Source organism: Bradyrhizobium elkanii USDA 76, assembly GCF_023278185.1.
Classification (GTDB): domain Bacteria; phylum Pseudomonadota; class Alphaproteobacteria; order Rhizobiales; family Xanthobacteraceae; genus Bradyrhizobium; species Bradyrhizobium elkanii.
The window spans coordinates 4746755-4761865 of record NZ_CP066356.1 but is presented as its reverse complement, the minus strand read 5'-3'; the positions used below and the strand labels follow the sequence as shown (position 1 = coordinate 4761865).

Below are 15111 nucleotides of genomic sequence, written 5' to 3'. Positions count from 1 at the left end.
CGCCTGGGTTCGCACGAGAACAAAAAGGGGTTGATCGCCAGTCGATAGACGATACGTATATCCTTTCGACTCGAATTCGCCGGGATGCCAGGAAGTATGGGAAGCATTGTTCTGCTCGATCTGATGGGGGGCGTGGCGCTCCTGCTGTGGGGCCTTCACATGGTCCATAGCGGGATTCTGCGCGCTTTCGGGCCGGATTTGCGGTTGCTGCTCGCCCGGGCGCTGCGCAATCGCTTTACCGCCCTTGGCGCCGGTCTCGGCCTGACCGCCCTGCTCCAGAGCTCGACCGCGACTGCCCTGATCACCAGTTCCTTCGCCGCCGAAGAGATCGTCAGCCTGGTGCCGGCGCTCGCGATCATGCTCGGCGCCAATATCGGCACCACGCTGATCGTGCAGGTGCTGTCGTTCAACGTCGCCGCCATCGCGCCGGTTCTGTTCATTGTCGGCCTCGTCGCGTTCCGCAGCGGACCGCGCTCCCGGATCAAGGATCTCGGCCGTGTCTCGATCGGCCTCGGCCTGATGCTGCTGGCCCTGCATATCCTGCTCGATACGATGGCGCCCGCCGAGAATGCTCCGGGCGTGCGCGTGTTCCTTGCCGCGATCACCGGCGATCCCGTGCTCTGCATCCTGATCGGCGCCGTCGTCACCTGGCTGGTCCATTCCAGCGTCGCCAGCGTGCTGCTGGTGATGTCGCTGGCCTTTTCCCAGTTCATCTCGCCCTATGCCGCATTCGCGCTGGTGCTCGGCGCCAACCTCGGAAGCGCCATCAATCCGTTGCTGGAGGGCGCGCGGCGCGACAATCCGGCGAGCTACCGCCTGCCGGTCGGCAACCTCGTCAACCGCGTCGTCGGCATCCTGCTGGTGGCGCCGTTCCTGCGCCCGATCACCGAGATCATCTACGCCTGGCAACCTGATCTCGCCAAGGCGACGGCGCTGTTCCACATTGCCTTCAACGTTGCGACCGCGCTGCTGTTCATCGGCCTGCTCGACCACATGGCGGGGCTGCTCGAGCGTCTGTTGCCGAAGCGAGCGCAGCAGACCGATCCATCGCGGCCGCGCTATCTCGACGAGAGCGCGCTGGAGACGCCTTCACTGGCGCTGGCCGATGCCGCGCGCGAGGTGCTGCATATGGGCGATCACACCGAGGCCATGCTGCGCAAGGTGATGGCGGCGATGCTGACCAACGATCGCGCCCTGGTCGACCAGGTGTCGAAGATGGACAACACCGTCGACCGGCTGAACGAGGCGATCAAGCTTTACGTCACGAAGCTCACCCGCGGCAGCCTGGACGAGCGCGAGGGCCAGCGCGCCATGGAGATCGTCGCGTTCGCGATCAATCTTGAACATATCGGCGACATCGTCGACAAGAACCTGAGCGAACTCGCGACCAAGAAGATCAAGCATCGCCTGCAATTCTCCGCCGAAGGCGCTGAGGAACTGTCGGCGTTCCACAAGCGCACGATCGACTCGCTGCGGATCGCGTTCGGCGTGTTCATGTCGGGCGATGCCAACGAGGCGCGCAAGCTGCTCACCGAGAAGGCGGCGCTGCGCGCGGCCGAATTGGCCGCCGTCGAGCGTCATCTGGAGCGCCTGCGCGAAGGCCGGCCCGAAACCATCGAGACCACTTCGCTGCATCTCGACGTGCTGCGCGACCTTCGCCGCATCCATTCGCATATCTGCTCGGTCGCCTATCCCGTGCTCGATGCCGCCGGCGAGACCGCCGCCGATCGCGAGAGCACGATGGCGACGACCGACGTTGCGGCGCCCGTGCCTTCGAGCTCTCCGGGCTCCTGACCCCGGCAAGGCCAAGGCACGCCACGGCGCCATGGCCTGATGCGATCTGCGCTCGCTATGTCGGCGGCCGATGTTCGGAGCCGGAACGCCGCTGGGGAAGCGCCGAGACGGCGGCGAGTTGGTTGATGCTGTCACGCTGGCGATCGAAGGCCCCAAGCAGGTCGCCTTGCAGCAGCCGGCCGCCCGACAGCTTCATCCGAAGCGGATCGACGTTGCGGCCGTTGATCCGCACCTCGTAATAGAGATGTGGTCCGGTCGAGAGCCCGGTCGATCCGACAAAGGCAATCGTCTCGCCCTGACGGACGCGGTCACCGATCTTCAGCCCGGACGGGAAGCTCGCGACGTGGGCATAGGTCGTCTCATAGCCGCGGTCGTGCCGCACGCGGATATATTTCCCGTACCCGCGTTCGTACCCCTCGGTCTCGACGACGCCGGCGCCCGCGGCCGCGATGGGCGATCCATAGGGCGCCGCATAATCGACGCCCTCATGGAAGCGGCGGTCGCCAAGGATCGGATGAATGCGCCAGCCAAAGCCGTCGCCGAGGCGCCCGCTCACGACCGGCTTGCGCAACAGGAATTTGGTGATGGACTGGCCGGTCTCGTCATAGAAATCGGAGCTGCCATCGTCCGGCGCCGTGAAGCGATAGTACCGCCGGGTCTGTCCGCCCGCCGTCAGGTCAATGAAAACCAACTCCGGCTGACCGATGTCGTTCGGCGCATAGATGATCTCGGCCACATCGGCGTCGCCGAGTGGCTCGTCGAGGTCGAAATCGCGACCACAGAGCCGCATCAGTTCAGCGACGATCCCCTGATCGACGTGATTGGAGCGCGCAAGCGCGTTAAGGCCGTCACGCAGCGTTTCGCCCGGAACGGAATGCGTATCGATCGACTCACGCAGCGGGCTCTCGCTCCGCGCGGCGATGTCGGGCTGTTCCGGCACGATCGCCTGGTACTGGCCGCCATCGGTGCGACCGACGGCCGACACATTGGAGCCGGCCCGTTCGATCGACACTTTCGCGACATGGCCGGGCGGCGAACCGGCGTCTTCGCCTTGTTCGATGACCGTGATTTTCTCGCCACCCGACAGCGTCTCTCGAGCGTCAGGCGACGGGAAAGCGGCGAGGATCGCCGGCGCGTCCTCCGCGGCCGCCGCCAGCGCCCGCAGAATGGCGGCCAGCGTGTCGCCGCTTCTCGCGATGATGACATGTCGCCGGTGACGCGCCGACGAAGGAGATTTCGGAAGGCTGGTGACGTTGACAGCTTCACCTATCGGAGCCGGCGGATGCGGCACGTCCTCACCGTCAGCATAGGCGCTGGTGCCGCCCGGCAGTGGGCGCCGCGATGGACCTGTCCGTATGATGGCTGGCAGCTCCGACAGCAGGTCGCGTTGCGCACCCGGTCGGGCGTCGTCCTTTTCGTCTCCCCGCGCTTCCTGATGTGGTTCGAGATCGATCTCCGCGAGCCGCGCTGACACGCGGGTGAATCGACGGACCGCGCCGGCATCGCTCAGCTGCTCAATCTTGAGCGCAGCGGAATTGCCCTGCGAGCCGAGCCTGCGGTCGAGACGATCGCCGCGCCGCGCCTCGTCAACCACCTGCCCTGCAAAGCGCGGAAGTGACACGACCGGTGCGGCAGCGAATCGCGCGTGATCGCCAAACGCCCCGCGAAGCGCGCCAGCCAGAAGAGCGACGGCGGCGGATCCGATCAGAATCGTCCCCGCCATCCAGCGGAAACTGACGGCGCGCCGGTCAGGCAACTTGCCTTCGCCGGTCAGCGGCGGCTCGCCAAGCGACGGAACATTGCGGACGACCGACAGATAACCACCCGCTTTCGTCGCTTCGTCACGGCTGGTCATCAACGCCCCTCATCCCCTGGGGCACGGTCTCGAGATGCCGCCACGCCCACGGCAAGCCGTAGATGCCATACGCCTTGGGGCGAATGTTTGACCTTGGTTCAGATTCGGTCGCAATTGATGCCGCTCTGACGACGACGGCAATCAGCTATCGAGCGTCTTCGACCCGCGGCCGCGGTTCTTCACGATCAGCATGATGTTGCGGATATAGATCAGCGTGGCGAGACCCTGCCCGATGATGATGACAGGCTCGCGCTTGGCGAGCCCATAGATCAGCGTCATCAGGCCGCCGCCCATCGAAAAGAACCAGAACGCCATCGGCACCACGCTCTGGCCGGCGCGCTCGCTGGAGATCCACTGCACGAGGAAGCGCGCGGTGAAGAACAGTTGCGCGATCAGGCCGAACGCCAGCCAGAAGTCGAACTTGGCGATGAACACGTCGTAGAGATAGGCGCTCAACGCCTGACCGTACTGAATCAGCATCACTTCACCTCGGTCACGCCCGGCACGCCGGCGACATCGGGCACTTCAGCGACCACTTCTGTGACGACCGGCGTCGGCTTCTTGCGGCGGATCAGCCACCACACGCCGGCGAGATCCATGATCCCGATCCAGAGCCGGTCGAAAAATCCATAATTCGACACACCGGAATGGCGCGGCCGGTCGACGACGTCGACATAGGCAATCGTCAGCCCCTCGCGGCGGACTAGAGCCGGAAGAAACCGATGCAGCCCGTCGAAATAGGGCATCGCCAGAAACACCTCGCGCGGAAACGCCTTCAGGCCGCATCCGGTGTCGCGGGTGCCGTCGCGCAGGATGATGCCGCGCACCGTGTTGGCGATGCGCGATTGCAGCTTCTTGAAGCCGGTGTCCTTGCGCCCGACGCGCTGGCCCGCGGCAAGGCCGACGCGGCCATTGCCGCTCTCGACCGCCGCGATCAGGTCCGGCAGGAAGGCCGGATTGTTCTGCCCGTCACCGTCGAGCGTCGCCACGATCGCGCCGCGCGCGGCGCGCACGCCGCTGCGCACGGCCGCCGACTGGCCCGACGAGACTGCGTGGCGGAGCTGCCGGAGATTGCGCCGCTCGGCCATGACCGCGCTCAGCCGCGCGCCGGTGGCATCCGTCGAACCGTCATTGACGTAGATGATCTCGTAAGCCCAGCGTCCGTCGAGCGCGGCCGCGATCTCGGCGATCAACGGCGTGATATTGTCCGCCTCGTTGCGCACGGGCACGACGATGGAAACGGCGACCGGCGTCTGGTCGGGAGCAGGCAAATCGGCACTCGTGGTTGGTGTTGTCGGCGATGGAACCAGCCCGATCCGACCGTCGGGCGACCGCTTTTATGGGGCGAAGGCGCTCCTCGCAACCCTTTTGAGACGCCCGTCCGACGGTCCCGACAGCGCCACCACGGTGCCGTCGCGATGAATGGCAAAACCAAGGCGGCGGGCGGCAAACCAGTAGCGCACGACCATTGCGCCGATCACCCCGACCAGCGCCCCGGCCACCACGTCGCTCGGATGATGCGCCAGCAGCACGAGCCGGGTCGCGGCGATGACCAGCGCATAGACCAGCATCGCGAACCGTGCACGCGGCCACACCGCGGACACGGCAAAGGCCAGTGCGAACGCCGTGATCGAATGTCCCGAAGGAAAGCTCGAATAGGCCTCGGTGCCGGCGAAATGCTGGAAGTTGAAGGCATTGGCGTTGCCGCCGACAAAGGGCCGCCCGCGGCCGACGATCCACTTGATCAATTCACCGACAACGACCGAGAGCACGACCGACAGAAACAGGTATTGCAGCCTCGTTCCGAGGCCGAGCAAGGTGGCGCGCGGCACGCCGCGCAGCGCAGGCGCCACCAACGCGACCGCGATCAGCAGCAGACCAAGCGCGCACAGCACATACTCGTCCTTGCCGAAATCGGTGAGCGTCTTCACCCACCACAGACTCGGCGTGCCGCGTGGCGGCATCAGACTGATCTCGGTGACATCGAACACATACATCAGCGTGATGATCACGGCGCCGACGATGACGACGAGCAAAAGTCCGTGGCGCGCGGAGCGGCGCGCCGCCTCTGCGCGGCGCGAATGCGACGGCGCCCGCACGAGCTGGGCAAGGGACAGCCAAACCAGCGTCAGCAGTCGTCCGAAATAGTTGGCGGATTCCGGGGTGGCGGGCGGCGCCGGCATGTCATTCCGTCCCTTCGGAACGGAAGATCGCGATCGAGACCGCCTTGCCTTGCGAGATGTTGTAGCCCTCGACGCGCACCGGCGCGTTGTAGCGCAGACCGATCGCCTCGGCGCGCTGCACGAAGGCGCGCTCCGAGCGCTGTTCGACCAGCGCGAAGCGGCAGGAGCCCTGCCTGAGGAAATCCGCGGCGCCCGATCCGTCGGTGAGCAGCGTAGAGGTATCGGTCATGAAGACGAGGCTCGGCTCGTGGAAGCCGGCGGCTGCCGCCTTCGGGCCGACGCAGGTCACGTTGCGCAAGGCGCGTGCGACCTCCTGGCTCGGAAATACGGTGGTGAGCCGCGGCAGCACCACGCCATAGGTGCCGGCTGCCATCAGCGCCGCGGCAATCACCGCATTGAGCAGCGAGCGCTCGGCGCGGCTGTCCTCGAACAACCACCACGCGATCAGGCCGAACACCATCGCGACGGCGAACAACGGCCAGGCCGGAAACACCGGCTGATGGATCGCCTTGATGGCGCCGACGATCACCAGCACCGCGCCGAATGCGGGGATCGCGAACCACCAGGCGGCGCCCCGCAACAGCCAGGGCGAGCGCGACAGCACGCGCCGCTCCAGCGCGCCGACGGTCAGGATCGCGATCGCCGGATAGAGCGGCAGCACGTAATGCGGCAGCTTGGTCAGCACGGCCTCGAACACGATCCAGGACGGGATCAGCCAGGCCAGCAGGAACTGCGCGCCGGGCTCGCGCCGCGCGCGCCAAACCGCAGGCGCCGCCATGCCGGCCAGCGGTGCACCGGGCCAGAACGTGATCCAGAACAGCAGCAGATAGATTCCAGGCGGCGCACCATGGGATTCCTGTGCACCGAGCTTGCTCAGCATGTCGCCGCCGACCGAATCGGCAAAGAAGGTGTCGCCGGCGCGCAGGAAGATCAGCACGAACCACGGCAGCACCAGCACCAGGGTCCACATCAGGCCCCAGACCGGGCGCATGCGCCAGAACCAGGCCGCCGATCGATCGAGGATCGCAAGCCCGGCCATTGCAAGGCCGACGAACATCAGGATCAGGGGCCCCTTGAGCAGGATGCCGACCGCCAGCGCCGTCCAGAAGACCGCGGGCGGGCCCCATGACGGGTGTGCGGGGTCCTCGCCGCGCTGCCACGACAGATAGACCCGCGCCATCGCGCCCATCGCCGCGGTGACCGTCAGCAGCAGCATCGCGTCGGTCTTGGCGAGCCGCGCTTCGACCCCGAGCAACACGCAGCTTGCCATCATGAGGGCGGCCAGCACCGCCCCCTGCCGCGTCACGAAGGCCAGCGCCGTCCAATAGGTCAGCAAAACGGCGCCGATGGCGCCGATCAGGGACGGCAGGCGGTAGACCCAGATGCGGACCTGGGCGCGCGGCACCCCGAGCGCGGAGACGGTCTTCAGCGCAGCCGCCTGCATCCAGTAGATGCCAACCGGTTTCTTGTAACGGACGTCGTCCTGGAAGCGGATGTCGACGAAATCGCCGCTCTCGACCATCTGCTTGGTCGCCTGGGCAAAGCGGACCTCGTCACGGTCGATCGGCGGGATGGTAAAGAAGCCCGGCAGGAACAGCACCAGGCAGGTCAGCGTCAGGAACAGGATCGAACGCCATTGGCTGGCCGTTGCGAACTCGAACGCCATGAACAGCCTGCGGCTCGAATGCGCAGGTTTTACAGACTGTTGCCCTGCTCCGAAGCGCCGGGGTTGGAGGCCATCCACCATGGGTTTCGCATACGATGAAACCGCAGCGCAAACAACTGTGCTGTTCCGCTTTCCGACCGTGCCGGTCCGCTTTCCCGCGCGATCATTGCACGCGGATCACAACGGTATCCGCGGCACCCGTGGCATCGATCACGGTGAGCCGGGCGAAGCCCGGCCCCGGCGGGTCGATCAGGCGCTGGCGCCGGCTGTCGATGTCCCCGGCTGAGACACCATTCACGAGCACCGTCAGCGGCAGCACCCCGCCGGCGACCTTGACCGGCAGCGCGGCATTGCGGCCGCCCTCGGATTGATCGACGTCGATGCGCGAGCCGTTCAGCGGAAACTGGATATGCGGAGCCTGGTCGCTGCCGCTGCGGACCAGTTCGCCGAGCGGCCGGAAGCGGCGCAGCGGCGGCGGCAGTTTCGCGTTGGAGGCGACCAGAACGCCGCGTGGCGGCTTCGGCAATGCCGCCGGGATCTTGCCGGTACGCGCAAAGGCATCGAACAGGATCGGCGCAGCGGCGGTGCGGCCGACCAGCCCCGGCACCGGCGCGCCGTCCGGACGGCCGACCCAGACGCCGATCGTGACGCGGCCGTCGAAGCCGACCGACCAGGCATCGCGATAGCCGTAGCTGGTGCCGGTCTTGAACGCGATCCGGTTGTGCACGCCGTTCTCCGGCGGCGGCGTGCCGAGCAGGACGTTGCCGACCTGCCAGGCCGCAGCCTGATCCATCAGCCGCATTGTGTCGCGGCCGTCATCGGCCTGCACGATCTCGCGCAGCGGCTTGGTGGCGCCGAGCCGCGCCAGGCCGGAATAGAGCTGGGCGAGATCCTGCAGCGTGACGCCGACACCGCCGAGACCCATCGCAAGGCCCGGTGCCTCGTCCTTCGGCAGCACGAGACTGGTGCCGGCCTGCTTCAGCCGCGACGACAGCCGGCTGGCACCGACGCGGTCGAGCAACGCGATCGCCGGCACGTTCAGCGACAATTGCAGCGCCTTGCGGATCGGCACCGTGCCCTGGAACGTCATGTCGAAATTTTCTGGCGCGTAGGTGCCGAAGCGGATCGGCCGGTCCTCGATCAGACTGTCGGGATGGACAAAGCCATCCTCGAAGGCAAGGCCATAGATGAACGGCTTCAAGGTCGAGCCCGGCGAGCGCACGGCGCGCGTCATGTCGACCTGGCCGGCCCGCCGCTCGTCGAAATAATCCGCCGAGCCGACGCGCGCGAGCACGTCGCCCGTCTCATTGTCGACCACGACGATCGCAACCGAGACGTCGGGCCCCTGCGCGATGGCGCGGTCGCGCGCCAGGGCCTCCAGGTTCCGTTGCAGCGTGGCGTCGAGCGTCAGCTTGATGACGGGCGTATCCTTCATCGTCGCGATCGCCTGATCGGACGAATGCGGCGCCAGGATCGGAATCTGCTTGCGCATCTTCGGCACCGCCGTCGCCGTGGCCTGCGCGGCATCGTCCTTCGACACCACGCCATCCTCGACCATGCGCTCGAGCACGCGGTCGCGGGCGGCGTGGGCCGCGTCCGGATAACGGTCGAGCCGCCGCCGCTCCGGCGATTGCGGCAGCGCCACCAGCAGCGCGGCTTCGGCGAGCGACAGCCGCTTCGGCTCCTTGCCGAAATAGGCGATCGAGGCGGCGCGGATGCCCTCGAGATTGCCGCCGAACGGCGCCAGCGCAAGATAGAGATCGAGGATCTGGTCTTTCGAAAGCTGCCGCTCCAGTTCGACCGCGCGCACCATCTGCCGCAGCTTTGCGTAGACCGAGCGCTGGTGGCGCGGCTCGATCAGCCGCGCCAGCTGCATCGTGATCGTCGAACCGCCCGAGACGATATGGCCGCTTGTGAGAAGCTGGAATGCGGCGCGCGACAGCGCCAACGGATCGATGCCGTGATGCTCAAAGAAGCGCTTGTCCTCATAGGCGAACAAGAGCTTCAGATAGGTGGGATCGACTGACGTCTTCGCGTCGACCGGCAGCCGCCAGCGCCCATCCGCCATCGCATAGGCGCGGAGCAGCTTGCCGTTGCGATCGATCACCGTGGTCGAGACCTGCTGGGCCTTGTCGAGCGGCAGCGGTCCGAGCGACACGACCCAGGCGGCGAATGCGCCGGCTGCGCTCAGCGTTGCGACGGCACAGATCGCAAGGACCGTCTTGATCCGTCGCCAGCGCGATCTGCGTACCGGTGCTGTCTTCAACGTTCCGCTCATTTCGCCGGCTTCACCTCAACGGCGCCGGTGCCGCTGCGGCCGTAGCGCGAGGGATTGTACATGTCCTCGACATAGGCCTGCGGCAGCACATATTTGCCCGGCGACACCGCGCGCACGACATAGGCGACCGTGAACACCGACTTGTCGTTGGCGCCCCGGTCGATCGCCGCCGTGAAGCGGTCATCGCGGAACTCGGTGTTCTTCGGCTCGACGCCGTCCTCGATCCACGCGAGCGTGCCGGAATCCCCCGATGACACCAGGTTCGGGTTGTCGATCTCGAGCCCGGCCGGCAGATAGTCGGCCACCATGACGTGCCCAAACTCCGGTTTTGCTTCCGTGACCTTCAGGACAACCGCGAAGCGGTCATTCTGTTTCGCCTTGCTGACATCGGCAGGCTTGCCGTCGAGCGTGAAATAGCTGCGCTCGATCTTGAAGCCGTTGGAGGCCGCCGGCTCCGGCGTGACCGGCGAGCCCGACACCGAGATCACCGCCTGCACCGGTGCGTCGCCGGTATTGGTGATCCTGAGTGGCTGGCCGGCCATCTCCTCGGCCTTGTAGCTGCGATAGACCGCGGTCTTGACCGGCTGGCCGTTGATGTCGAGGGCCAGCGTCTCCTTGGCGAGCGCCCGCGCCGCCAGCACCATCCACGCATTTTCCTGCGTCGAGGTGTAGGGCGACAGTCCGCGCGCCGCCTCGACCCGCAGCACGGCCTGCGTCAGCGTGGTGCGTGGCGCATTGCCCTCGCCCGCGAGCGAGACCAGCGCCGCCGCGTCGCGCAGCGCCGAGCCGTAGTCGACCCGGCCGAACTCGATCACGGGTTTCGGGTTCAGCGCATCGAGCGCGGCACCATAGACCCGCTCGGCCCTCGCCTTGTCGCCCACCAGCGCCAGCGCCGCGGCAAGCTGCGCCTTGGAGATCGGCGTCGCCAGATTGTTCAGCTTGGTGTCGGCGAGATAGCGCAGATCACCGATCGGCGCCGCGCCGTTGCGCGCGAGCACATAGAGGCCGTAAGCCAGATCGCGGCCGCCGTCCTTCTCCGGCTCGTTGGCGTTGACCACCGAGTTCCTGACGCGGTCGAGCGCGTTCTTGAACAGCACGTCCGGCACCGCAAAGCCCTTTTCGCGGGCCCGGGTCAGGAAGTCAGTGACGTAGGCATCGAGCCAGGCATCGTCGCCGCCCGCCGACCACAGGCCAAACGAGCCGTTGGACCCTTGTCGAGCGAGGAGCCGCTCGATCGCGTCGCGGATGCGCTGGTCGACCGCGGTGTCCATCGCGAGATGGGCGCCGGCGGCGAGATCGTTGACATAGAGCAGCGGCAGCGCGCGGCTCGTGATCTGCTCGGAGCAGCCATAGGGATAGCGATCGAGCGCCTTCAGAATGCTCGCGGCATCGAGCGCCGTCGACAGGCTCGCCGAGACCGACACGCTGCCGGTGCCCGGCACGAGATCGGAGAACATGTCCGAGGTCAGCGTCAGGCTTTCGCCCTTCGCCAGCGTGCGGATCGAACGGCGCGCCAGGACCTGCGTTGCCGGCTTGACGTCAAGCGCATAATGCCGCGCCAGCGTCAGCCCGTTCGGCCCGGAGATGTCGACGTCGAACTCGGCACGTCCGGCGCTGCCGGCCTCAAGACCCAGCGACAGCGAGGAGCGCTGCTTGGCGGCGAGCTTCATCGTCGTGGTCGAATTACCCGAAACCTTGATCGGGCCGCTCGCCTTGACGCTGATGGCATAGCTGCCGGCTGCACCTTCGACATTGTCGATATCCATGCTGATGGTGCCCTTGTCACCGGTCAGCAGGAAGCGCGGCAATGTCGCGGTCACCACCACGGGATCGCGCACGATCACGTCAACATTGGCGCGGCCAACCTTGGTTGCGCTCCACGCCACCGCCATCACCCGCGCGGTGCCGGCGAATTCAGGGATGTCGAAGCTCACCTCGGCAGTGCCGTCAGGCCCGACCGTGACGATGCCGGAATAGAGCGCGAGCGGCTTCTGCGTCGGCGGCGAGCCCTGCAGCTCGGCGCCGGCAGAGTCGCCGCCGCTGCGGATCTGGCCGCGGGTGCCCTGCATGCCGTCGATCAGCTGGCCGTAGAGGTCGCGGATCTCGGCGGTCAGGCGGCGCTGGCCAAGGTAGTAGTCGTCCGGCGCCGGCGGCTTGTAATTGGTCAAATTGAGAATGCCGACATCGACCGCGGCCAGCACCACCTTAGCATCCTCGCCGGGATTGAGCCCGCCGAGCTTGACCGGGATCTTCAGTGTCGAGCCCGGCCGCACCAACGCGGGCGGCGTCAGCTCGACGGCCAGCGTGCGCGCCTTCTTGTCGATCCCGAACCATTTCAGTCCGATCGCGCGGCCGGGCATGCGCCCGGCGGCGGCATCGAGCGGACGGCGCAACGTCGTCATGACATACGCACCGGTGCCCCAGTCCTTGCCGACGGGGAGCTTGACCTGCTGGGTGCCCTCCTTGACGTCGACGCTTTGGGTGGTCAGCAGGCGGTCGCCAAGCACGTAGACCGTCAGCTTGCCTGCTGTGCGCGCATTGACCGACACGGTCATCGTGTCGCCCGAGGCATATTCCGGCTTGTCGATCGAGGTTTCCAGCAGATCGGGTGTGTCGGCGCTGCCGTCGGAATACCAGCCGACGTCGAACTGCACCGAGGTGACGGGGCCGTCGGCGTCGGTCGATTTCACGTCGAGCCGGTAGCGGCCGGGCTGCGGCTGGAAGGTCAGGCGCATCGGCCTGTCGGCGGCAAGATTGACGTCGCCATCGGCAACGCGGCGGGTCGACTTGACCGGCTCATACTGCCAGGACGAATTCTGCCGGTACCACTGGTAGCGCGACTCGAGCTTCAACAGCTCGTAGCGCAGCCCGTTGCGCGGCAGCTGCTTGCCGTCGGGCGCGACGAACACGACGTCGAACTCGGCCTTGTCGCCCTCGGCCACGCTCTTGTCGCCGAACAGCGGCTTCACGCCGATCAGCGAGGCCGCCGGGGCCACCGGCAGTACGATCTTGCGCTCCACCGAGCGTCCGCCGGTCTCCGCCATGCGGATGTAGATCTGGGCCTCCTGTGGCCGCGTCGAGGTCGGCACCTTCTCGAGCTTCACCGGGAATGTCGCGGCGCCGTTGGCATCGGCCTCCGGCAGGTCCTCGATCGGGGTCCGCTCGTTGCTCGCGGTCTGCTCGTCGTCGACACCGAACTGATAGCCGGCATAACCGGGCCGGCCGTTCGCCGCGGGCGCCACCAGCATGTCGCCCTCGAGCTGCAGGCCCGAGGCCGGCGCGCCGTAGAGGAAGTGACCCGAGACCTGAAGTTCCACTGGAACTTCAGCTTTGATCACCTTCTCCTTGCTGGTCAGATCGAATTCGACCCGTTCGGGGATGTAATCCTCGACCATGAAGGTGGTCTCGCCGACCGACGAGCCCTTCGGATCGGTGAAGACACGGGCGCGCCAAGTGCCGGTCGGCACCGCCGAATTGAGCGCCACCGCCAGCATCCGGCCGCCGGCGCCCTGGTCGGGCAGCACGGCGCGGCGGAATTCGACGCCGTCGGGGCGCTCGATCACCATGGTCAGCGGCGTCCCGGTCAGGGCGTTGCCCTGCCCGTCGCGCAGCAGCGCGGTCAGATAGACGGTCTCGTTGGAGCGGTAGACGCCACGCTCGGCGTAGACGAAGGCGTCCGCGCCGGCCGGGATCGCCCGGCCCGCGACGCCGCGGTCGGTGAGGTCGAACGCATTGGTCTTCAGGCTCAGGAAGGCGTAATCGGCCTTCTCGCCCATGACCGTCAGCAACGCCGGCGACAACCCGCCCTCGCCGCGGGCCAGGCCTTGCTCGAACAGCACATGGCCGGCGGCATCGGTCTTGCGGGTGGCCAGGATCTCGTTGTTGCGGGCGACCAGCTTCACGTCGGCGTTGGCGACCGGTTCGGTCGAAGCCAGCGAGTTGACGAAGACGTGGATACCGTCATTGCCGGAGAAGGCCGACAGGCCCATGTCCGAAACGATGAACCATTGCGTCGCCAGCGTGCCGTCGTCGTCGGTACCCGGCCCCTTGGCCGCGGCGGTCATGACATAGACACCGGGCTGCAGATCGCCGAGCGCCTGGTCGACCGGAAACGCCGTGACGACGTCCTGGTTCAGCGTGGTCGCTGTCGCAAGCTCGCCGGACCATACCTTGACGCCGCGCTGGTCGCCGAGATCGGAGAGCTGGTAGCGGCTCAGCGTGCTCTGGAAGTCGCTGTCGATCACCGTGTTGATCAGGTTGCGGTCGCCGATCCGGAAGACGTCGACCTTGACCGCCGGCGTGTTGACGCTGACCACCGGGATACCGCGCTGTCCGGTCCGCGGCAGCACATAGGCCCGCCCGGTGAACCGCACGAACGGCTTGCGGTCGCGGACATAGATGTTGAACTCGGCCGATTTCGGCAGGGTCTCCTTGACAGTCGACGGCAGGCCGGCACGCAGATTGATGTTGTAGCGCTCGCCGTGCTTCAGCCCGTCGACGCAGAGCTGCTGGCCTTCCGCCGACAAGGCCGGCTTGTCGGTGCCGGCGAGCGCGAGATACGGCGCGAAGTCGACGCGCTTGGCGAGCTCCTCCGAGAACTGGAAGCAGGCCCGCGGCGAGGCCGCGTCGGAATCGACGGTATAATCGAGCAGCCGGAAACCGTGCTCGTCGCGCATCTTCTCGTACTGGCCGCGGACATCGGCGACCTCGCGCATGTCGAGCGACAGCCGCAAGCTGTCCAGCGCCGGGCGCCATAGCTTGCGCTCGGCAAGCGCTTTGCCGAGCACGGCCAGCGCGTCCGCCTCCTCGCCCGCATTGCCGGCGCGCTGATAGGCGATGTAGGCGGCAGTCGAGGCGCGCTCCATCAGGAACGTCTGTTCGCTTGAGCTCGCCGACCGGATCTGGAAGATCGTCCTGGCGAGGCGCAGCCAGTTGGCGCCGTCCTCCGGCGTGGTCGCCGCGATCTGGCCGAGGATCGTGAGCCCGCCGCGGAAATCATTGCGCTTGAAGGCGGCGTCGGCGTCGGTGCGCAGGGTCGCGGCCGATTTGTTGACCGCGCCGGCCTCGCTCTTGATCTGGGCTTCCAGCTTGATCGCGGAATCGGCGAGATCGTCGCGCTTGAAGGCCTTGTCCGCGGCCTGGGCGCCCACCAGGGCGAACGCCAGCATGGCGCATATCGTGGCGGCACGAACCAATCCGATCATGATGGAGCTCCTGAACGCCCCGCGGTCGAACGCCGCGTTGGGGCCAAAAGTGCGCGAAAAGGTGACGGAGTGAAGGCGCGGACATGAACGGACGAAAACGTCGCAGATCGCATTGCCGACATTCCTTTGAC

Annotated in this window: 8 protein-coding genes; 1 reads left to right on the top strand and 7 read right to left on the bottom strand. The window is 66.8% G+C overall.

The window, feature by feature from the left end:
* Positions 1-96 precede the first annotated feature (96 nt).
* Complete coding sequence (locus tag JEY66_RS23230) at positions 97-1794, top strand: Na/Pi cotransporter family protein (RefSeq protein WP_018271721.1); 1698 nt, start codon at positions 97-99, stop codon at positions 1792-1794.
* Positions 1795-1849: 55 nt separating this feature from the next.
* On the opposite strand, the gene JEY66_RS23225 is transcribed toward JEY66_RS23230, so the two are convergent.
* From JEY66_RS23225 to JEY66_RS23195, 7 genes are all read right to left on the bottom strand, one after another.
* A complete protein-coding gene (locus tag JEY66_RS23225) occupies positions 1850-3649 on the bottom strand; it encodes a M23 family metallopeptidase (RefSeq protein WP_018271722.1) in 1800 nt (599 codons plus the stop codon).
* Positions 3650-3790: 141 nt separating this feature from the next.
* Positions 3791-4129, bottom strand: coding sequence for a lipid-A-disaccharide synthase N-terminal domain-containing protein (locus JEY66_RS23220; protein ID WP_016845896.1), 339 nt, complete (start codon positions 4127-4129; stop codon positions 3791-3793).
* The gene (locus JEY66_RS23215) at positions 4129-4920 is read right to left on the bottom strand and encodes a glycosyltransferase family 2 protein (RefSeq protein WP_018271723.1); all 792 of its coding nucleotides are present in this window, start codon (positions 4918-4920) and stop codon (positions 4129-4131) included. Before JEY66_RS23215 ends, JEY66_RS23220 begins: the two co-directional genes overlap by 1 nt.
* Before the next feature lie 66 nt (positions 4921-4986).
* Positions 4987-5832 (bottom strand): phosphatase PAP2 family protein, encoded by an 846-nt coding sequence (locus JEY66_RS23210; protein ID WP_018271724.1) that lies wholly within the window; start codon positions 5830-5832, stop codon positions 4987-4989.
* Between the two features lies 1 nt (position 5833).
* Positions 5834-7579: an ArnT family glycosyltransferase gene (locus JEY66_RS23205; protein ID WP_026192790.1), complete on the bottom strand. Its 1746-nt coding sequence runs from the start codon at positions 7577-7579 to the stop codon at positions 5834-5836.
* 82 nt (positions 7580-7661) lie between these two features.
* Positions 7662-9776 (bottom strand): penicillin-binding protein 1C, encoded by a 2115-nt coding sequence (gene pbpC / locus JEY66_RS23200; RefSeq protein WP_018271725.1) that lies wholly within the window; start codon positions 9774-9776, stop codon positions 7662-7664.
* Complete coding sequence (locus tag JEY66_RS23195) at positions 9773-14980, bottom strand: alpha-2-macroglobulin family protein (RefSeq protein WP_026192791.1); 5208 nt, start codon at positions 14978-14980, stop codon at positions 9773-9775. Before JEY66_RS23195 ends, pbpC begins: the two co-directional genes overlap by 4 nt.
* Between the last annotated feature and the right edge of the window lie 131 nt (positions 14981-15111).

What these genes read in the sequence shown, in the direction of transcription:
- JEY66_RS23205 (WP_026192790.1), bottom strand. Translation starts at nt 7,579, where the DNA reads ATGGTGGATGGCCTCCAACCCCGGCGCTTCGGAGCAGGGCAACAGTCT.
- JEY66_RS23230 (WP_018271721.1), top strand. Translation starts at nt 97, where the DNA reads ATGGGAAGCATTGTTCTGCTCGATCTGATGGGGGGCGTGGCGCTCCTG.
- JEY66_RS23220 (WP_016845896.1), bottom strand. Translation starts at nt 4,129, where the DNA reads ATGCTGATTCAGTACGGTCAGGCGTTGAGCGCCTATCTCTACGACGTG.
- pbpC (WP_018271725.1), bottom strand. Translation starts at nt 9,776, where the DNA reads ATGAGCGGAACGTTGAAGACAGCACCGGTACGCAGATCGCGCTGGCGA.
- JEY66_RS23210 (WP_018271724.1), bottom strand. Translation starts at nt 5,832, where the DNA reads ATGCCGGCGCCGCCCGCCACCCCGGAATCCGCCAACTATTTCGGACGA.
- JEY66_RS23195 (WP_026192791.1), bottom strand. Translation starts at nt 14,980, where the DNA reads ATGATCGGATTGGTTCGTGCCGCCACGATATGCGCCATGCTGGCGTTC.
- JEY66_RS23225 (WP_018271722.1), bottom strand. Translation starts at nt 3,649, where the DNA reads ATGACCAGCCGTGACGAAGCGACGAAAGCGGGTGGTTATCTGTCGGTC.